The sequence below is a fragment of the Candidatus Methylomirabilota bacterium genome, from assembly GCA_036005065.1.
In the GTDB taxonomy this organism is placed as follows: domain Bacteria; phylum Methylomirabilota; class Methylomirabilia; order Rokubacteriales; family DASRDR01; genus DASYQW01.
Map to the genome: position 1 here is coordinate 1 of DASYQW010000042.1, position 17,416 is coordinate 17,416.

Below are 17,416 nucleotides of genomic sequence, written 5' to 3' on the forward strand. Positions count from 1 at the left end.
ACGCCGACGTCCCAGGGCTTCACCGCGGTGTCGTCGTTGACGACGCTGACGCGTCCGAGCGGGATCCCGAGCTCCTCGGCGACGATCATGGCCAGCACGGTTTCCGAGCCCTGGCCGATCTCGCTGGCGCCGGTGAGGAGCGCGACCTTGCCGAAGTCGTCGAGCTTCACGATGGCGCCGCACCCGTCGGAGCGGTAGACACGGGCTCCGCCGCCGACGTGGAACATGCCCGCGTAGCCGATGCCACGCGTCCAGCCGGGGCGGGGCTCTCGCGCGACCGGCTTTCGGATGTCGCGCGCCACGGCGTCGAAGCATTCGGTCAGCGCGCAGGTGGTGATCCGGAGCCCCTGGGGCGTGACGTCGCCCGGGCGGTTGGCGTTCCGCTTCCGGATCTCCAGGCGGTCCAGCCCGAGCTTCTCGGCCAGGTCGTCCATCTGCGCCTCGATGGCGAAGGTGGACTCCAGGTTCCCGTAGCCCCGCATGGAGCCCGAGTAGACGTTGTTGGTGTAGACGATGGCGGTGTCGAACCGGATGTTCGGGCAGCGGTAGAAGCCGGCCAGGGTGGTCATCATGACGTACGGAGTCGTCGAGCCCCACGAGACGTAGGCTCCGTTGTCGATGATGACCTTGGCGTCGCGGGCCAGGAGGGTCCCGTCCGCCCGGGCTGCGGTGCGGAGCATGAAGGCGCAGGGCTCGCGGGTCGGGCTGGCCAGGAACTCCTCGTCGCGGTCGAAGACGATCTTCACCGGCCGGTCCACGTGACGGGCGAGCAGGGCCGCGATGATGTCGATCGGGTAGAGGTCGAGGCCCCGGCCGAAGTTGCCGCCGACCGGCGGCTGGATCACGCGGACACGGTCCCCGGTGATCCCCAGTGCCTCCGCCAGGTCCCGCTGGTAGAGGAACGGGATCTGGGTCGTGGACCACATGGTGAGGTGGCCGCGGGGGTCCCAGGCGGCGATCGCCGCCATCGTCCCCAGGCAGGCCGTCGTGACGTACTGGAGGGTGTAGATCCCCTCGGCCACGGCGTCGGCCTCGCGGAAGGCGCGGTCCACGTCGCCCGCCTGAAACTTGTAGGAAAAATTGACGAGGTTCCCCGGGAACTGCGGGTGGATCCGCGGGGCGTCGGGCCGCAGGGCGACGACCGGGTCGAAGACCGCCGGCAGCTCCTCGTACTCGACCTCGATCAGCCGGCACGCCTCGGCCGCCAGCTCCTCCGTCTCGGCAGCCACCGCCGCCACCTCGTCGCGGATGCAGCGGACGACGTCCTTCTTGAGCGCCAGATGGTCTTTGGCGTACCCGAAGGGATACTGCTCGACGTTGTATCCGGTGACGACCCCGAAGACGCCGGGCAAGGCCTCGGCCGCGCGGGTGTCGATCCGCTTGATGCGGGCGTGGGGCACGGGCGTCCGGAGGATCTTGCCCCACGCCATGCCGGGCACTTCGAGATCCGGCAGGTAGCGCACCGCGCCGGTCACCTTCTCGACGGCGTCGAGCTTGGGGACGCGCGTGCCGATGACCTTGAACGGCGTGGTCGGCATTCGCTCCCTCAGTGGACCGGCCGCCCGCGCATTCGCTGGGCCGCCACCTCGACCGCCTTGATGATCTTCGTGTAGCCGGTGCACCGGCAGAGGTTCCCTTCCAGCCCGGCCTGGATCTCCGCCTCGGTCGGGGCGGGATTCGCCTCGAGGAGGCCCGCCGCCGCCATGACCATGCCGGCCGTGCAGAATCCGCACTGGGCGCCGCCTTCCTCGAGGAAGCCCTGCTGCACTGGATGAAGGCTCGGCGGCGCGGCCCCTGACTGCGCCTGCCAGCGGGCGGCCAGGCCCTCGATCGTCGTCACCTCCCGGCCCTCGACGTCGAGGGCGAGCACGATGCACGCGGTATAGGGCTGGCCGTCGACGAGCACGGTACAGGCACCGCAGTCGCCCGTGTCGCAGGACAGGTTCGTCCCGGTGAGCCGGAGGTCCTCGCGGACGAACTCCAGCAGCGTCTGCGAGCTCGGGACCTCGCGCCGGACCCGCCGGCCATTGACGACGAGCTCGAGCGGATAGCGATCACTCATCTCGCAGCCTCTCGAGCCCGCGACGAACGAGCGCGCCCACCATCTCCCGGCGGTACTCGGCGGTCGCCCGCACGTCGGTGATCGGGCGGGCGGCGGCCATGCAGAGCTCGGCCGCACGCCCGATGGCTGCGTCGGTCAGGCCCTCCGTCTCCAGCACGACCTCGGCTTCCAGGATTCGCACCGGGGTCGGGGCGACGGCGCCGAGGGCGACCCGCGCCTCCCGGCCCCGGCCGGCCTCACGACCCACGGACAGCGCCGCGCCCACGATGGCGATGTCCATGGCGCGGCGGACATCGAGCCGCTCGTACCGGATGGGCCAGGGCGGGCGGCGCCGGGGGAACTCGACCCACGTCAGGAGCTCGCCCGGCGCCAGCACGGTCTGCCCGGGTCCCCGAAAGAACCCTTCGAGCGGGAGCCGGCGGGCGCCGCCGCCAGGGCCCACGAGGCCGATCTCGGCGTCCAGCGCCATCAGCACCGGCGGCAGGTCGGCGGCCGGCGAGGCGTTACAGAGATTCCCGCCCACCGTGGCGAGATTCCGGATGGCCGGCGACCCCATGAAGCGCGCGGTGAACGGGAGGACCGGATACTCGGTCCGGATCACCGGATGCTCGGTCAGCGCCGTCAGGCTGGCCAGGGCCCCGAGGCGAATGGCGGTCTCGGTCACCTCGATCTCGCCGAGTCCCGCGATCCGCTTGACGTTCACCACCGCCGGCGGCCGCTTCCCGCGCCAGGGCTGCCGGAGATGGACCATCAGATCGGTGCCGCCGGCCAGGACGGCCGCGCCGGGCTCGTGGGCCAGGATCCGGCAGGCTTCCTCGATGGAGGTCGGCCGGTGATACGCGAAGCGCGGCCTCACGGCTCAGGCCAGATCGACGCCGGATCGAGGGCTAAATTCGCGAATGGCGGCAGAGCCGCGGCTGGAGCCCCCTCGATCCGAGCCGTGACCGCATATACGCCCTCGGTCAGCGCATGAGCCTCAATGGTCCGGCTCTCGGGATCCACGATCCAGTAATGAGGGACCCGGTGTCGTGCGTAGATCTGGAGTTTCACCTTCCGATCCACCGCCTCGGTCCCGGGCGAGAGGATCTCCACCACCAGCGTGGGGGGACCCTCGATCCCACGAGCGCTGACGGCCGTCAGCCGGGTGTTGTCCACGTAGACGATGTCGGGTTGGACGATGGTCGTGTCGCTCAGAATGCAGTCGATCGGGGAGACGAATACTTGCCCGACACGATGAGCGTCCACGTGATGGCGCAGGGCCAGGTACAGGTTGCCGACGACCTGCTGGTGTCTCGTTCCTGGGGCCGGTGTCACGGACAGCTCCCCCTCGTGCAGCTCGTAGCGCCGCCCGTCGTTGGGGATCGCCGCGTAGTCGGCGTAGGTCAGGACGATGCGCGTGGCCATCGTCTAGAGTCTACCCGATGATCCCCTGCTGCCGCAGGGCCGCGATCCGCGCCGAGGGGTACCCGAGGAGGCCGCCGAGGACCGCGTCGGTGTGCTCGCCGAGGGCCGGCGGCGGGGCCGGCCGGAACGCCGGGGCGCCGGCCGGCTTGATGGGAGTGCCGAGGGTCTTCACGGGGCCGAGCTTCGGGTGCTCCAGCTCCACGACCATCTCCCGCAATCGCACCTGGGGATCGCTCAGGACCTGGTCGACGCGCTGAATCGGGGCCGTGGGGACCCCGGTCGCCTGGAGGCGCGCGAGCCACTCCGCCGTGGGACGCCCGCGGAAGATCGCCTCGAGCATCGGCACGAGCTCGGCCTTCCGCTCGACGCGCTTGGCATTCGAGTCGAACCGCGCGTCGTCGACCAGATCATGCCGGTCGATCGCCTGGCAGAACCCGGCCCAGAACTTCTCCGCGAAGACGGCCACCACGAGGAAGCCGTCCTGCGTCGCGAAGGCCTGGTAAGGGACGACCGAGGTATGCCCCGAGCCCACCCGGCCAGGCACCCGTCCGTCGGCCCAGAAATACTGCGCGACGTAAGTGAGGAGAGAGACCTGGCCGTCGAGGAGCGAAAGGTCGATCAGGGCACCGTCGCCGGTCTGCGCGCGCCGGAAGAGGGCGCCGGCCACGGCCAGCGCCCCGAACATCCCGCCGGCCAGGTCGCCCATCGGCAGGCCCATCCGAACCGGCGGCCGTCCCTCCTCCCCGGTGATGCTCATGGCGCCGCCCATGGCTTGCAGCGCGAGATCGAAAGCCGGCCAGTCCCGGTAGGGCCCGGTTTGGCCGTACGCCGAGATCGAGCAGACGATGAGCCGCGGGTTGAGCGCGCGGAGCGCGGCCGGATCGCAGCCGAGGCGCGCCATCACGCCCGGGCGGAAATTCTCCCACACGACGTCCGACACCCGGCAGAGGTCGAAGAAGACCTCGCGGGCCTCGGGCCGCTCGAGGTCGAGGGCGACGCTCTTCTTGTTCCGGTTGATGGCGAGGAAGTAGGCGCTCTCTCTGTCGTCCGGGCCGAGGAACGGCGGGCCCATGGCGCGCATGGGATCCCCGCCGCCGGGCTCCTCGATCTTGATCACCTCCGCGCCCAGGTCGGCGAGGAGCATCGAGCCGTACGGTCCGGCCAGCATGCGCGAGAGGTCGAGGACCCGGACGCCGTCGAGAAGCATCACTTGAGCAGTACTTCGAGGAGGACGAGCCGCCCGGCCCCGACGTTCTTCGTGTAGTGGGTGATCCCCTTGCCCTCCCAGTAGACGTCGCCGGCCTTCTTGGTCCAGCGCCGGCCGTCCGCTTCCTGGAAGAGGATGTCGCCTTCCAGCACGTAGCGGACGCCGGCCACGTCGTGGGTGTGGACGCCCGGCGACGCCCCCGGCGTGAACGTGACCTCGTCGACCTTGAGCGTCTCGTTCTCGAACAGGTTCCGGCGCGTGATCTGGCCTTCGAGCTTGAGGTCGGGGCTCCACTGGCTCATTGAATCGCCTCGTCGGCGCGGGCCAGTACAGAGGGGGGGATCGTGAGCCCGAGCGCCTTCGCGGTCTTGAGATTGACGACCAACGACAGACGTGGCGCGCGCGAGCCGCCTCACCGCCGCCGGGCGAGGACGTCGTAGGAGGGCCGGCCGGCCCGGTAGCCGATGCCGTCGCCGTCGTACAGATCGGTCATCGCCAGCACCTCGAAGCCGGCCCGCCGGAGCAGACGCTCCATCTCCTCGGTCGTGTAGAGCCGGAGCACATGGCGCTCGTGCGCCACCTGGCCCGGCGTCGTCAGCGTGAGGTCCACCGACAGGATGCGCCCCTGCTCGTCGAAGCGCCCCCGGCTGTCGGCGGTGATCCGCGTCTCGCCGATCCGCCGCGAGTTGCGGAAGGTGTAGCGGCGGCGGCCGGCCGGCGTGATGAAGTCGAAGAGGAAGACGCCGCCGCGGCGCATCCGGGGGGCCAGACGATCGAGGAATGCCTCCAGTCCGCCCGGCTGGGCGCCGACGTACGAGGCGACGTCATCCACGGCCGTGACCAGGTCGAAAAGCTCGCTCGGCCGGAGGCAGTCGATCGTCCCGCACACCCGGCTGAGCCGCCTGTCGGTCCCGCGGAGCCGCGCCCGGGAGAGCATCTCGATGAGCAGGTCCACGCAGACCGTCCGGAAGCCCGCCCGCGTCCAGTAGCGGCTGTACCGGCAGGTGCCGGCCCCCACGTCGAGGTGCCAACCGCCGCGCACCCCGGTTCCCGCGACGAGGGCCCGGCTGCGTTCGAACCACCCCCGGATGCCGCGGGGCTGGAAGAGCTGCGCGAAGTACGGCGCGAGCGAGGCGTAGGGACGCTCGGGCGCGACGGTGGCGGTCACAGCGTCGCGGTCAGTAGCGCGTCACGGCCAGGCCAGTCCCCCTGATCTGCCGGACCAGCTCGGCGTCCGTGGTGTGGAATCGGGCGCCCAGCTCCCGCGCGGTGGCGGCCGCGAACCCGTCGCCCAGGGAAGTCGGCAGCTTCGCCACCCGCCGGGCTATCGCCTCGTCTGGCGAGTGGACTCGAACGCCCCAGGCCCGCAGCAAGGCGACGGGATCGACCCCGCTCACGCGCGAGAGATGCGCGGTGTGAAGAAGCACCTCCGCCAGATTCACCGCCGAGATCACGAGCGCGGTCTCACCCCCCCGACACGCCACGAACAGCCGCTCCAGCTTCGCGAACGAGCGATGACGCCTCTGCATCCAGCCAATCACGACGCCGGCATCGACGACCCCGAGGTTCACCCCCGAACGCCTTCCCGAGCGCGCTCCTGGCGCCGGCGAAGATGAAGCTCCTCGACGAGATCACGCCGCGACTTCGCGGCCGCGGCCTGGATGCGCCGGAGCATCTCTTCCGCGTCCGCTGCGTGCTCTCCCACGGGAACGAAGACGACCTCGCTCCCCTTACCGGCCCGCACAGCGAGAGGTTGGCCGGCCCGGAGACCGAGCTTGCGGCGCAGCGCGGCCGGGATGACGATCTGGCCTCTGGAGCTCACCCGGACCACTGAGGATTGGCGTGGCATGAAGTAAGACTAACTCGTCTTACTCGGTCATGCAACGGGCGGTATCATCGCAGGCGGCCGCGGACCGTGAAGACGGTCACGGCGCACAGGAAGCCCCCGGCCCGGTCGGCGTCCTCGAGGGAGGCGAGCCACCGTGCGGCCTCGGCGGCCGACACCACGCCCGCCGTCGCCGCGGCCTCGGCCTTGTCCCGAAGCTTCAGCACCGAGTCGTCGAGCTCGCTGACGGTGACCGCGGTCGGGAACACCTCGACCGCGCCCAGGCCCCCGCCCTGGAAGAGCTGGGGCAGCCGCCGGCCGATGGCGCCGCTCGGCATGCGGTCACAGTGGTAGCTCAGGATGCGCCGCGTCAGGGCCCGGTCGGGCGCCTCGACGATGAGCGTGTCGTAGTCGACATCGCTGACGACGATCCGAGCGCCGGAGCGCGCCACCCGGATCATCTCGGCCAGGGCCTTGGCCGGATCGTCCAGGTGGTGGAAGACCTTGTCGGCCCGGCAGGCGTCGAACGAGGCCGCCTCGAACGGAAGACGATAGGCGTCGCCTACCCGGAAGTCGACGGGCCGGGGGACACCGAGGGACCGCCGCCGCGCCTCGGCGATCTTCTCCTCGCCGACGTCGACCCCGATCACCGCGACACCCGGGACCCGGCGCGCGATCTCCAGCGCGTCCTCTCCGGTGCCGCAGCCCACGTCGAGGACGTGGTCACCTTCGACGAGCTCGAGCCGCTCGAAGCTCGACGCCTTGTAGCCCTGCCAGGCCTCCGCCGGCGGCGTCCGGCCCATCAGAAGACCTTCGGATCAGCAGCGCGACCGGGTCCGGCGATGGAACCGGGCCGAGACCCGAGCAGCCCTAGGACGCAGGAAGGAGGCGGCCCGAGGCGTATGCCGCATACGTTGAGGCCCGCCGACGACCGAGGACGACGGGCTGCGACGGGTATCGGCCCGGGCCGGCCCATCAGAAGACCAGGGGCTCCTTGTGCTCCCCCCACACCTCGCGCAGCGCGCCCGCCATCTCTCCCAGCGTCGCGTAGGCCCGTACCGCCTCCAGGATCGCCGGCATCAGGTTCTCCGTGCCCCGCGCGCCGTCGCGAAGGCGCGCCAGGGCCCGCCCGACCGCGGCGCCGTCGCGCTCGCGCCGGAGGCGGACGAGCTTCCCGACCTGGGCCTCGCCCACCCTGGGGTCGAACGCGTAGAGCTCCAGGCTCCGGGAGGCCTCCGGCTCGGCGTCCGGCGCCACATGGCGGTTCACCGCCACCTTCGGGTACTCGCCGGAGAGCAGTTGCTGCTCGAAGCGGTACGCCTGCCGAGCGACCTCGGCCTGGAGGGCCCCCGACTTCACCGCCTCGATCACGCCCCCCATCCGGTCGACCGTCGCCATCTCCTCGCGGATCTTCCCCTCCATCTCGTTGGTGAGCGCCTCGACGAAGTAGGACCCGGCCAGAGGGTCCACGGTGTCGGCCACACCCGTCTCCTCCGCGCAGATCTGCATCGTGCGGAGGGCGAGGAGCTGGGCCTTCGGCGAGGGAATCGTGTAAGCCTCGTCGTAGGTGGGCAGCGCCATCGTCTGGGCGCCCGAGAGCGCGGCCGCCAGCGCGAGGTAGGCGCCGCGCACGATGTTGTTCTCCGGCTCCTGGACCGTGAAGGCGGAGCCTCCGCCTCCGATGAGCGAGCGGAACATCATCGACCGCGGATTCTTCGCCCCGAATCGCTCCTTCATCAGCCGGGCGTAGAGCCGGCGCCCCGCGCGGAACTTGGCCACCTCCTCGAAGAGGCGGCCCCAGCAGGTGAAGTTGAAGCTCAGGCGCGGGGCGAAGTCGTCGACGGCGAGGCCCCGCCGGATGAGGAGGTCCGTGTAGGCGGCCACCATGGCGAGGCCGTAGGCCATCTCCTGGGCCGGCGTGCAGCCCGCCTCCCGGATGTGGTAGCCGCAGACCGAGATGGGGTTCACCTTGGGGGCGTGCCGCGCGCAGAATTCCGCGATGTCACAGACGAGTCGGAGCGACGGATCCACGGGATAGACCCACGTCCCGCGGGCCACGAACTCCTTGAGGATGTCGTTCTGGGGGGTGGTGACGACCCGGTCCCAGGCGACCCCCTGCTTCTCGGCGACCACCAGAAACATCGCCTGGATGAAGGCCGCCATGGAGTTGATCGTGAAGGAGATCGAGACCCCGTCGGCCGGGATGCCGTCGAAGGCCTCCTCCATGTCGAGGAGGGAGTCCACGGCCATTCCCACGCGCCCGACCTCCCCCTCGGCCCGCGGGTCGTCGGAGTCGAGGCCGAGCTGGGTCGGGAGGTCGAAGGCGACGTTCAAGGCGTCCTGGCCGCGGGCCATCAGGTACTTGAAGCGCGCATTGGTCTCACGCGGGGTCCCGAAGCCGATGTACTGGCGCATCGTCCAGACGCGCGCCCGGTACATGTGGGGATGGATGCCCCGGGTGAACGGATACTGGCCGGGTTCGCCCAGGTCGCGCGCGTGGTCGAACCCGGCGAGCTCGGCCGGTCCGTAGACGGGTCTGATCGGAATCCCATCGAGGTAGGTCACGTCGCGGATCCTGGTCTCGCTTCGCTTCGGTGGCTGCTCAGCCATCACCGCGCTCCTCGCTCGAACGACTTGAAGAAGGCGACGATCTCGGGCAGCGGCGTCCCCATCGGGAACACGCGCCGGACACCCAGGGCGGCGAGCGCCTCCGCATCCTTGGCGGGAATCGTCCCGCCGACCACCACGGCGACATCGCCGGCACCGGCGGCGTCGAGGCGCTCCAGGACCTTCTCCGTCAGCGTCAGGTGAGCCCCGGAGAGGATCGACAGGCCGATCACGTCCACATCCTCCTGGATCGCCTCGGCCACGACCTCCTCCGGGGTCCGCTTGAGCCCGGAGTAGAGTACCTCGAGTCCCGCATCCCGGAGGGCGTGGGCCACGACCTTGGCCCCGCGGTCGTGACCGTCCAGCCCGGGCTTGGCGACCAGGACCTTGAGGGGCCGATCCGTCACGGCGCTGACTTCACCGGCGTGAAGGCCGGCAGGTAGCGGGGCTTCCCCTGCGGGTCGTCGGCGACGCGGAGCCGGGTGAAGTGGACGGGCATGCCGATGGTGACGCGCGCCGGGTCTGCCACCTCGACGAGCGGGGCGAAGATCCGGAGGCCGGCCACCTCGACGATGGCAAAGACCAGCGGTCGGGGAAATCCCGCCGGCACCCCGGTCTCCTGGACCGTGAACCCGTGGATGCGGCCCTCGTGCGGCAGGTCGATCCAGTCGTAGGCCTCGCCCGTGCAATCGGGGCAGAACCCCCGCGGTGGCCAGTCGATGCGCCCGCAGCCGCGGCAGCGCGTCGTCGTCAGCCGCTCGACGGCCAGGTAAGCGTAGAACTCGTGGAGCTTGTTGAACTCGGGTGACTGGAGCGGGAACGGGTCGACCGCGCGGAGATAGAGGGCGGCGCCGCCCGCGGGCTTCTCGTCCTGTCCCACGGCGTCAGGTCAGTCCAGGAGCCCGATCGCGCGGTAGCGCGGCTCGACCCGCTGGGAGAGGAGCCCGAGCCGCTGGAGCCGCGGAATCAGGACCGCGGTGAAGAGCAGGCGGCCGGCTCCAGTCGATGGCGGTCGAGGCGTTCCACTGGTTCTTCTTGGCGGTCTCGTAGAGGGACTCGAGCTCGTGGTGGGTGGGCTCGTAGTCGAAGTCCCACAGCGTGTCGAGCCGGTAGGAGAGCCGCCGGGCCAGCGTCGCATCAACCGTCGTCATGGATCACCTCGCGCCGCCGCATCCGCGCCTGTCGGGGACAGGAATCCTTCGGGAGTCCTTCAGGCGAGAGTCTACTCTCCCGAGCGGGAGCCAGTCTACTGGCCTCCGGGCCGGGCGATCAGAACGTCAGAGCAGTCCTGAAGACGAGAACCGAGTGCGCGAGAGTGCGCGCGTAGTAGGGCGCGGGGGTCACGTCGCCGACCCGGCCGTCGGGCGAGCGGCCGACGACGACGTAGCGTCCGCTCTCCGGCGGGCGGCCCTCCACCCAGTACACGTCGTCCCCGTCGAGGAGGACCTCGTAGAAGCTGATCGAGTCGGCCGCGATGAGGTCCCCCGTGATCGGCGATGGCCACGAGCCGAAGGGGGCGATCCTGGGCGCCGTCATGACCGGTCGCGCCCGGCGCCCTCCGACCCGTCAGCGTTGGGCGGTAAGGGTAGGCCGCGGACGAAGGCTTCCTGAGCCACCCCGCGCATGGCGTCCTGGTAATAGATCCGGCGGATCTCCTCTACGGCGTCCCCGGGGTGGCCGCACGCCTTGAGCACGGAGGCCAGGAAGACCGCCGTTCGCCCCTGGCCGGCGTTGCAGTGGACGAGGACGCCCTGTCCACGGGCGAGCCGGGCCCGCACCTCGGCGACCAGCTCGCAGAACGCCGGCGCGTCGCCCGGCGCCCCGAAGTCCGGGATCGGGAAGTGGAGCGACTCGAGGCCGTGCCGGCGGAGCGCGTCGAGGAAGCCGGGGCAGATCCGGGTCAGCTCCTCGTCCTCCATCAGGGTGACGACGACGTCGACGCCATGACCCGCCCACTCCCGCACCGCCGCCTCGATCTGGCGGGGCGTCACCGGCGCGTCGGGATAGCCGGGTCGGCTCGCCCCCCACAGGCGCCCGCCGGCGGGAATCCGGGGGTGGGCGACGGGCCTCATGCCGCCTCGCCCGCGTGTCTGTCCCGCGTCACAGGCCTCGGCCGGAGTCTATGGGGACGCTGGACTGACCGCGGGCGATCAGTTGCCTGGCGCCGGCGTTCAAGAATTCGACGCTGACCGGCTCTCCGCTCCTGGCGTAGCTGACAATCACGCCCCCGGGCTCTTCGACGGCGTCGACGGGTGGGTCCTCTCGGAGGACCAACACGAGAACATCGGCCTCAGGGTCGTACCGCATCCTCATCCTGTTGTTCCCTCCAGTACTTCTCGATTCTGCTGGTCCAGTATACGGTGAGGACTCTCCTGCCGTCTTTCTCCGACACGAACGGCACGCGGATCAAACCCGGTCCCCGTCTCGCCCGGGCTACCAGGACGTCGCCGTCTCCGGGAGTGATCTGCTCGGGCCGGGCGAGCAGCTGCTCTATCTCGTCACGTGTGATACCCAGTACTCTCTCCCACTGCCTCTGGCGATCCTCCGCGTGCTTGATCCAGACGATCCTCACCACGTCACGTGGCGAATTCACCAAGAGGCGACCACGGAAGCGCTGACCCTCATGCGGCCTCGCTCCCGTAGATCACCACGACATGCTCGCCCATCCCCGAGTTGTTGTGAGTGAGCCCGATCCGCGCCTCCGGCACCTGGCGGGCCCCCGCCTCGCCGCGGAGCTGCCAGAAGATCTCGGCGGCCTGAGCGGTGCCGGTGGCCCCCAGCGGGTGGCCACAGCCGATGAGGCCGCCGCGCGGGTTCACCACCACCTGGCCGCCGTAGTCCGAGAGCCCCTTCTCGACGAACGTCCCGCCTTCGCCCTTCGCGCAGAATCCGAGCTCCTCGTAGGCGATGATCTCGGCGATCGAGAAGCAGTCGTGGACCTCGGCCACGTCGACGTCGCCGGGCTGGATGCCGGCCATGTCGTAGGCGTGCTCACCCGCGCGCTTCAGCGCCGGCCAGTGGGCGTAGTCCGCGTGCAGCGAAGAGAGCATGAAGCCGTCGAGCGCCTGGCCCGTGCCGCGGATCCACACGGGCTTGTCCGTGAGGTCCCGGGCGCGCTCCTCACTGGCGAGGATGACGGCGGCCGCGCCGTCGGTGATCGGCGAGCACATGAAGAGCCGGAACGGGGTCGAGATCATCCGCGAGCACAGGACCTGGTCGAGGGTGGCGCCCTTCTGGAAGTGCGCGTAGGGGTTCTTGGTAGCGTGGTTGTGGTTCTTGACGCTCACCATCGCCATCTGGGCTTCGGTCGTCCCGTATTTCGTCATGTGGGCCTGGGCGGCCAGGGCGAAGCACGGCGGCGCCGTGAGGCCGTGGGCCGCCTCCCACTCCCGGTCCACCCCGGTCCCCATGTTCAGGATCGCCTCCTCGCCCCCCGGTGTGTTGAGCTTCTCCACGCCGAGGACCATGACGAGGTCGGCCAGTCCGGCCGCGATGAAGGCGTAGGCGTAGCGGATCCCCACCGTGCCTGACGCGCACATGTGCTCGGTCCGCGCGGACAGCCGGTCCGGCTTGATCCCGAGCGCCTCGGCCGCCAGGGAGGAGATGTGGCTCTGGAAGGCGGTCCGCTCCGGCATGACCGAGCCGACGACCAGGCCCTGCACATCGGCCGGCTTGATGGCTGGCACCGAGTCGAAGCACGCCTTGCCGGCTTCCCAGATCAGGTCGCGGAAGGTCGCCTTCCGCACCCCGAACTTCGACACTCCCGCCCCGACCACCGCTACCTTCCGCATGCTCGTTGCTCCCTTCCGGCTACCCGGGTCTCGCCGGGGTCTCATTGTCTCAGGGTGAGCCGAGGGTGGGCGGCCGGTCGAGGTCGCGCCCGATCACGACGCGCAGGATCTCGCTGGTCCCGCCACCCCACAGAAGGAACCGGGCATCCCGGAAGTAGCGCTCGATCGGGTACTCCTTGGCGAACGAGTACGACGCGAAGATCCGCGAGGCCTCGTCACAGATCCGGTTGGCGGCCTCGGAGGCGAAGAGCTTGGTCATGGCCGCCTCGCGGGTCACCGGGAGGCCGTGGTCCAGGCACCAGGCCGCGTGATAGACGAGGAGCGTCGCCGCGTGGAGCTGGGTCAGCATGTCGGCCAGCTTGAAGGCGATCGCCTGGTGCTCGCCGATCGGCTTGCCGAATGCGACGCGCTCCCGCGAGTACCGGAGGGCGGCGTCGTAGGCGGCGCGGGCGAGGCCCACCGAGAGGGCGCCTGTCATGACGCGGATCTCGGACAGGATCGTCCCCACCTTCTCGACGCCGCCCGTCTCTCCGCCGAGGAGGTGGCCGTCGGGGACGACGACCCCGTCGAGGATGATCTCGCCCGTCTCGGAGGCGCGGACGCCGAGCTTGTCGATCTTCTTGCCGAGCGTCACCCCGGGGAACTGCCGGTCCACCAGGAACAGCGCGATGTGCTTCATGCCCCGCTCCGGTGAGGTCTTGGCGCAGACGGTCAGCATGTCGGCGACCGGGGCGTTGGTCACCCAGGTCTTGGCGCCCGTGAGGCGCCAGCCGTCCGGCACCCGCTCGGCCAGGGTCGTGATGCTGGCCACGTCGGAGCCGGCGTTGGGCTCGGTGAGGGCGAAGGTCGCGACCTTTTCGCCGCGGAGGGCGGGGGCCAGGTAGCGCTGGCGGAGCTCATCGCTCCCGTACTTGAAGACGAAGTAGGTCCCCATGAGGCCCTGCATGGCGGCCAGGGCGGCCAGCGACAGGGACCCCCGCGCCATCTCCTCGGCGAAGAGGCAATACGTCACCATGTCCGCCTCGGCGCCGCCGTAGGCCTCGGGATAGCGGAGGGCGAGGTAGCCCTGCTCGCCGAGCTTCCGGAAGAGCGCCCGGGGGAACTCCCCGGCCTCGTCGAGCCGGTCGGCCACCGGGACCACCTCGGTGTCGACGAAGCGGGCGACGGCCTTGCGGAAGGCCTCCTGCTCCTCGGTCAGCCTGAAGTCCACCGGGTCTGCCTCAACCCCTTCTCCTCTCCCCCTCCGGGGGAGAGGCAGGGTGAGGGGGGGCGGGAGTCTCGGGTCACGCGGTAACCTTGGGCAGACCGGACAGGGCCTCCTTGACCTTCTCTACCGGGTACTCGAAGTCCTCGAGCTTCCCCGCCATGTAGCGCTCGTAGGCCGAGAGGTCGAAGTAGCCGTGACCGCAGAAGTTGAAGGCGATGACCTTCCGCTGGCCGGCCTGCTTACAGCGAAGCGCCTCGTCGATGACGACCCGGATGGCGTGGGCTGCCTCGGGGGCGGGCAAGAACCCCTCTGTCTTGGCGAACGTCAGCGCGGCCTCGAAGGTCGGGTTCTGGTGGACGGCCACCGCCTCGATGACCTTCGCGTCGTAGAGAGCACACACCAGCGGCGCCATCCCGTGATACCGGAGCCCGCCGGCGTGGATCGGGGCCGGGATGAACGAGTGGCCCAGCGTGTACATCTTGACCAGCGGGGTCATCTGCCCGGTGTCGCCGAAGTCATAGACGTACTCGCCCTTGGTGAGGCTCGGGCAGGCCTGGGGCTCCACGGCGATCACGCGGAGGTCGCCGCGCTTCCCGCCGAGCTTCTCCTGGAGGAAGGGGAACGTGAAGCCCGCGAAGTTCGACCCGCCGCCGATGCAGCCGATGAGGACATCCGGCCGGTCGCCGGCCATCTCGAGCTGCTTCTGGGCCTCGAGACCGATGACGGTCTGGTGCGTGAGGACGTGGTTCAACACCGAGCCGAGCGAGTACTTGGTGTCCTCGCGCTGGGCGGCCTCCTCCACCGCCTCCGAGATGGCCATGCCGAGGCTGCCCGGCGACTGCGGATCCTTGGCCAGCATCTCCCGGCCGGCGTGGGTGTCGGTGGAGGGGCTCGGCAGAACCTTGGCCCCCCACGACTCCATCATGATGCGCCGGTAGGGCTTCTGCTCGTAGGAGACGCGGACCATGTAGACCTTGCACTCGAGCCCGAAAGCCTGGCTGGCGAAGGCCAGCGCCGAGCCCCACTGACCGGCGCCCGTCTCGGTCGTGAGTCGCCGGACGCCCTCCTGCTTGTTGTAGTAGGCCTGGGCGACGGCGGTGTTCGGCTTGTGGCTCCCGGCCGGCGAGACGCCTTCCCACTTGTAGTAGATGCGGGCCGGGGTATCGAGCGCCTTCTCGAGCCGGTGGGCGCGGTAGAGCGGGGTCGGCCGCCACTGGCGCCACACGTCCCGGACCGGCTCCGGGATCTCGATCCAGCGCTCCTGGCTCACCTCCTGCTTGATCAGCTCCATCGGGAAGAGCGGAGCCAGATCCGCGGGCCCGATGGGCTGGAGCGTCCCCGGGTGGATGACCGGGGGGAGCGGCTCCCGGAGGTCGGCCTGGATGTTGTACCAGCGGGTCGGCAGGTCCTTCTCGTCCAGCACGAACTTCGTCTGCGCCACGGCTGGCCTCCTATGCGGGGGACGGAGTCCGATGGTCGGCGACGACGGGTCGGCGATGCGCGGGGTTACGACGGTGCACCACGGGTGTGAGTGCACTGTAGCCCCCGCCGCCGTCGAATGTCAACCGCGCCGCGGACTTGGCCGACGCCCCCTACCTCGCGCCTTGCGTGGCGGCGGGATGCAAAACGTCGAGAGCCCAGGCCAGGTCCAGCCGTTCCCCGAGCCAGGTCGGGCACGCCGTCCACGCGTGGAGTTGGAGCCCGAGTGCGTGGTTCTGCGCCCGGAGAGCTTCGACCGGATCGGCGGGCGCCGGCGCCGGGGGCGGCACGTCGGGGAGTGCCCGCCTGTCCGGCCGCCGGAACGCGAGCGCGCCGTCCGGCTCCCGCTCGACTTGGTAGCCCTCTTCGTGGACCACGCGGTGGTGCCGGCGACAGAGCAGGACGAGGTTGGAGAGCGTGGTCGGACCGCCTTGAGCCCAGTGGCGGATGTGCGCGCCTCCGGGCGTCGCGGGGCTGGGGCCCCGCCGCCCGGGGCGCGAGACCCCGACGTGATGCCCCTGGCCGAACCGGACCCCGCAGCCCGGGAATCGGCAGCCCCGATCCCGGTGCTGGAGCGCGCGCCGTAGCGCCGGGGGGATCGTCCGCGTCCGGGCCCCGATCTCCAGGAGGCGCCCGTCCCCGTCGTGCCGCATCATCACCCGGCTCGCGTCGCACGCCAGGCGTCGCGACGTCTCCGCGGGAACGCGCGTCCCGCCCGCGAGGACGGACTGCCCGGGCTGATCGGGGTCGGCCAGCACCGGCGCGTCGACGTGGACCACCACCTGGTACCGCTCGCCCGGTCCGCCGGGATCCAGACGGTGATGCAAGGCGGTCTCCGCGAGCAGCGCCAGCGCGTCCGCCTGCTGCTGGGCCCTGGTGGGCGTGTCGGCGGACGCGTCCGTCGGTGAGGTGGCGGTCTCCTCGCGACGCCTCTGCTGGTACAGCGTCTCGCGGGCCGCGGCCAAGGCCTGCAGGAGGAGGGCGCCCACTTCCGGCGCCAGCCGCCCGCGGACCACTACCGTGCCGTCTGCGTCCTCGTAGACGTGAAGCGCGCGGCTCGCGTGCCGGCGCGCGCTCTCCTTCGCCTCAGCCTGCCGGTCCACTCGGCGCCAGCCCCGCACGATCCGCTCGACCTGGGCGGCCGTGCCGCCCCGCCCCACGCCCAGCAGTCGCTCCTCGGTCTCAGGCGTGGCGACGCGCGTCAGAGCCCGGACCTTGGCGTACGAGAGTTCCCCGCGCGCGAGGGCCTGGGCCAGGAGCGGCAGCGTCCCCAGGGCGCGCGCCACCCGCACGCGTTCCCGGGCCGCCCCCGGGGCCAGGCCCACTCGCCAGCTCAGCCAGTCGGCGCAGGAGCGGAACCCGATATTCCAGCCCCCGCGCGCGTCGAACTCGCGGATCAGGTCAAGGAGGCGAGCGCCGGCGGCCTCGAGGTGCGCCGACAGCTCGGCGATCTGGTCGCCGAGCCGCTCCAGCTCCACGACGCGCTCCGGGGCAACGGCGATGATGGGCGTGTGCATGTCCATGGCGGTCTCCCTTGGAGCCACACTACACCCGCCTTTTCGAGCCGCCTGGGAGCGTCCAGGAGCGGCGATCCCGTGACGAGGCGATGGTTTTTCACTGCCGTCGCGCTCCGCGGCCCATCACCGGCCCCGCACGGGCCGCTGGGAGGGCATCGGGAGCATACCGCCGACACGCGCCGCGGCCCCTCGGACGAAGCTGTCAAGTAAAAAGTGCTGCCCATACGAAAGCCGGAAGAGCCTTCTATCCATCAGCCGGGGTCTTCGGCAGGGCGTGCCCTCACGCGCTGCGGGGCGTGCGCCGGCCCCTGGAATCC

At 70.7% G+C, this 17,416-nt stretch carries 22 protein-coding genes; all 22 read right to left on the reverse strand.

Annotation, left to right across the window (positions count from 1 at the left end):
- Positions 1-1,538: xanthine dehydrogenase family protein molybdopterin-binding subunit (locus VGW35_02770; GenBank protein ID HEV8306566.1), on the reverse strand; the 1,538-nt coding region annotated here is incomplete at its 3' end.
- Between the two features lie 8 nt (positions 1,539-1,546).
- A complete protein-coding gene (locus VGW35_02775; GenBank protein HEV8306567.1) occupies positions 1,547-2,062 on the reverse strand; it encodes a (2Fe-2S)-binding protein in 516 nt (171 codons plus the stop codon).
- A complete protein-coding gene (locus tag VGW35_02780; GenBank protein ID HEV8306568.1) occupies positions 2,055-2,918 on the reverse strand; it encodes a xanthine dehydrogenase family protein subunit M in 864 nt (287 codons plus the stop codon). Before VGW35_02780 ends, VGW35_02775 begins: the two co-directional genes overlap by 8 nt.
- Entirely contained in the window at positions 2,915-3,466 is a 552-nt protein-coding gene (locus VGW35_02785; GenBank protein ID HEV8306569.1) for a Uma2 family endonuclease, read from the reverse strand. Before VGW35_02785 ends, VGW35_02780 begins: the two co-directional genes overlap by 4 nt.
- A 10-nt stretch (positions 3,467-3,476) precedes the next feature.
- Entirely contained in the window at positions 3,477-4,673 is a 1,197-nt protein-coding gene (locus VGW35_02790; GenBank protein ID HEV8306570.1) for a CoA transferase, read from the reverse strand.
- On the reverse strand, positions 4,673-4,975 hold the full coding sequence (locus VGW35_02795; protein HEV8306571.1) for a cupin domain-containing protein: 303 nt from the start codon (positions 4,973-4,975) through the stop codon (positions 4,673-4,675). Before VGW35_02795 ends, VGW35_02790 begins: the two co-directional genes overlap by 1 nt.
- 110 nt (positions 4,976-5,085) lie before the next feature.
- Positions 5,086-5,841, reverse strand: coding sequence for a methyltransferase domain-containing protein (locus VGW35_02800; GenBank protein HEV8306572.1), 756 nt, complete (start codon positions 5,839-5,841; stop codon positions 5,086-5,088).
- A 10-nt stretch (positions 5,842-5,851) separates the two neighbouring features.
- A complete protein-coding gene (locus tag VGW35_02805) occupies positions 5,852-6,244 on the reverse strand; it encodes a PIN domain-containing protein (protein ID HEV8306573.1) in 393 nt (130 codons plus the stop codon).
- Positions 6,241-6,522, reverse strand: a complete 282-nt coding sequence (locus tag VGW35_02810) for an AbrB/MazE/SpoVT family DNA-binding domain-containing protein (GenBank protein HEV8306574.1) — start codon at positions 6,520-6,522, stop codon at positions 6,241-6,243. Before VGW35_02810 ends, VGW35_02805 begins: the two co-directional genes overlap by 4 nt.
- A 44-nt stretch (positions 6,523-6,566) precedes the next feature.
- Entirely contained in the window at positions 6,567-7,301 is a 735-nt protein-coding gene (locus tag VGW35_02815) for a methyltransferase domain-containing protein (protein ID HEV8306575.1), read from the reverse strand.
- A 172-nt stretch (positions 7,302-7,473) separates the two neighbouring features.
- Complete coding sequence (locus VGW35_02820; protein HEV8306576.1) at positions 7,474-9,108, reverse strand: methylmalonyl-CoA mutase family protein; 1,635 nt, start codon at positions 9,106-9,108, stop codon at positions 7,474-7,476.
- Positions 9,108-9,512, reverse strand: a complete 405-nt coding sequence (locus VGW35_02825; GenBank protein HEV8306577.1) for a cobalamin B12-binding domain-containing protein — start codon at positions 9,510-9,512, stop codon at positions 9,108-9,110. The genes VGW35_02820 and VGW35_02825 overlap by 1 nt, the downstream gene beginning before the upstream one ends.
- Positions 9,509-9,985, reverse strand: coding sequence for a zinc ribbon domain-containing protein (locus VGW35_02830; protein ID HEV8306578.1), 477 nt, complete (start codon positions 9,983-9,985; stop codon positions 9,509-9,511). Before VGW35_02830 ends, VGW35_02825 begins: the two co-directional genes overlap by 4 nt.
- A 4-nt stretch (positions 9,986-9,989) precedes the next feature.
- Positions 9,990-10,256 carry a hypothetical protein gene (locus tag VGW35_02835; GenBank protein ID HEV8306579.1) on the reverse strand — a complete coding sequence of 89 codons (267 nt, stop codon included), beginning with the start codon at positions 10,254-10,256 and terminating at the stop codon, positions 9,990-9,992.
- Positions 10,257-10,374: 118 nt separating this feature from the next.
- Positions 10,375-10,641 (reverse strand): hypothetical protein, encoded by a 267-nt coding sequence (locus VGW35_02840; GenBank protein ID HEV8306580.1) that lies wholly within the window; start codon positions 10,639-10,641, stop codon positions 10,375-10,377.
- A complete protein-coding gene (locus VGW35_02845) occupies positions 10,638-11,177 on the reverse strand; it encodes a protein-tyrosine phosphatase family protein (protein ID HEV8306581.1) in 540 nt (179 codons plus the stop codon). Before VGW35_02845 ends, VGW35_02840 begins: the two co-directional genes overlap by 4 nt.
- 28 nt (positions 11,178-11,205) lie before the next feature.
- Complete coding sequence (locus tag VGW35_02850) at positions 11,206-11,418, reverse strand: DUF2283 domain-containing protein (protein ID HEV8306582.1); 213 nt, start codon at positions 11,416-11,418, stop codon at positions 11,206-11,208.
- On the reverse strand, positions 11,396-11,677 hold the full coding sequence (locus VGW35_02855; GenBank protein HEV8306583.1) for a hypothetical protein: 282 nt from the start codon (positions 11,675-11,677) through the stop codon (positions 11,396-11,398). The genes VGW35_02850 and VGW35_02855 overlap by 23 nt, the downstream gene beginning before the upstream one ends.
- A 49-nt stretch (positions 11,678-11,726) precedes the next feature.
- Positions 11,727-12,896 carry a thiolase domain-containing protein gene (locus tag VGW35_02860; GenBank protein ID HEV8306584.1) on the reverse strand — a complete coding sequence of 390 codons (1,170 nt, stop codon included), beginning with the start codon at positions 12,894-12,896 and terminating at the stop codon, positions 11,727-11,729.
- A gap of 49 nt (positions 12,897-12,945) precedes the next feature.
- Positions 12,946-14,106, reverse strand: a complete 1,161-nt coding sequence (locus VGW35_02865; protein HEV8306585.1) for an acyl-CoA dehydrogenase family protein — start codon at positions 14,104-14,106, stop codon at positions 12,946-12,948.
- A 73-nt stretch (positions 14,107-14,179) separates the two neighbouring features.
- Complete coding sequence (locus VGW35_02870; GenBank protein ID HEV8306586.1) at positions 14,180-15,544, reverse strand: TrpB-like pyridoxal phosphate-dependent enzyme; 1,365 nt, start codon at positions 15,542-15,544, stop codon at positions 14,180-14,182.
- A 151-nt stretch (positions 15,545-15,695) separates the two neighbouring features.
- Positions 15,696-17,105 carry a DUF222 domain-containing protein gene (locus VGW35_02875; GenBank protein HEV8306587.1) on the reverse strand — a complete coding sequence of 470 codons (1,410 nt, stop codon included), beginning with the start codon at positions 17,103-17,105 and terminating at the stop codon, positions 15,696-15,698.
- Between the last annotated feature and the right edge of the window lie 311 nt (positions 17,106-17,416).

What these genes read in the sequence shown, in the direction of transcription:
- VGW35_02795 (HEV8306571.1), bottom strand. Translation starts at nt 4,975, where the DNA reads ATGAGCCAGTGGAGCCCCGACCTCAAGCTCGAAGGCCAGATCACGCGC.
- VGW35_02845 (HEV8306581.1), bottom strand. Translation starts at nt 11,177, where the DNA reads ATGAGGCCCGTCGCCCACCCCCGGATTCCCGCCGGCGGGCGCCTGTGG.
- VGW35_02815 (HEV8306575.1), bottom strand. Translation starts at nt 7,301, where the DNA reads ATGGGCCGGACGCCGCCGGCGGAGGCCTGGCAGGGCTACAAGGCGTCG.
- VGW35_02775 (HEV8306567.1), bottom strand. Translation starts at nt 2,062, where the DNA reads ATGAGTGATCGCTATCCGCTCGAGCTCGTCGTCAATGGCCGGCGGGTC.
- VGW35_02875 (HEV8306587.1), bottom strand. Translation starts at nt 17,105, where the DNA reads ATGGACATGCACACGCCCATCATCGCCGTTGCCCCGGAGCGCGTCGTG.
- VGW35_02820 (HEV8306576.1), bottom strand. Translation starts at nt 9,108, where the DNA reads ATGGCTGAGCAGCCACCGAAGCGAAGCGAGACCAGGATCCGCGACGTG.
- VGW35_02860 (HEV8306584.1), bottom strand. Translation starts at nt 12,896, where the DNA reads ATGCGGAAGGTAGCGGTGGTCGGGGCGGGAGTGTCGAAGTTCGGGGTG.
- VGW35_02785 (HEV8306569.1), bottom strand. Translation starts at nt 3,466, where the DNA reads ATGGCCACGCGCATCGTCCTGACCTACGCCGACTACGCGGCGATCCCC.
- VGW35_02850 (HEV8306582.1), bottom strand. Translation starts at nt 11,418, where the DNA reads ATGAGGATGCGGTACGACCCTGAGGCCGATGTTCTCGTGTTGGTCCTC.
- VGW35_02840 (HEV8306580.1), bottom strand. Translation starts at nt 10,641, where the DNA reads ATGACGGCGCCCAGGATCGCCCCCTTCGGCTCGTGGCCATCGCCGATC.
- VGW35_02810 (HEV8306574.1), bottom strand. Translation starts at nt 6,522, where the DNA reads ATGCCACGCCAATCCTCAGTGGTCCGGGTGAGCTCCAGAGGCCAGATC.
- VGW35_02835 (HEV8306579.1), bottom strand. Translation starts at nt 10,256, where the DNA reads ATGACGACGGTTGATGCGACGCTGGCCCGGCGGCTCTCCTACCGGCTC.
- VGW35_02790 (HEV8306570.1), bottom strand. Translation starts at nt 4,673, where the DNA reads ATGCTTCTCGACGGCGTCCGGGTCCTCGACCTCTCGCGCATGCTGGCC.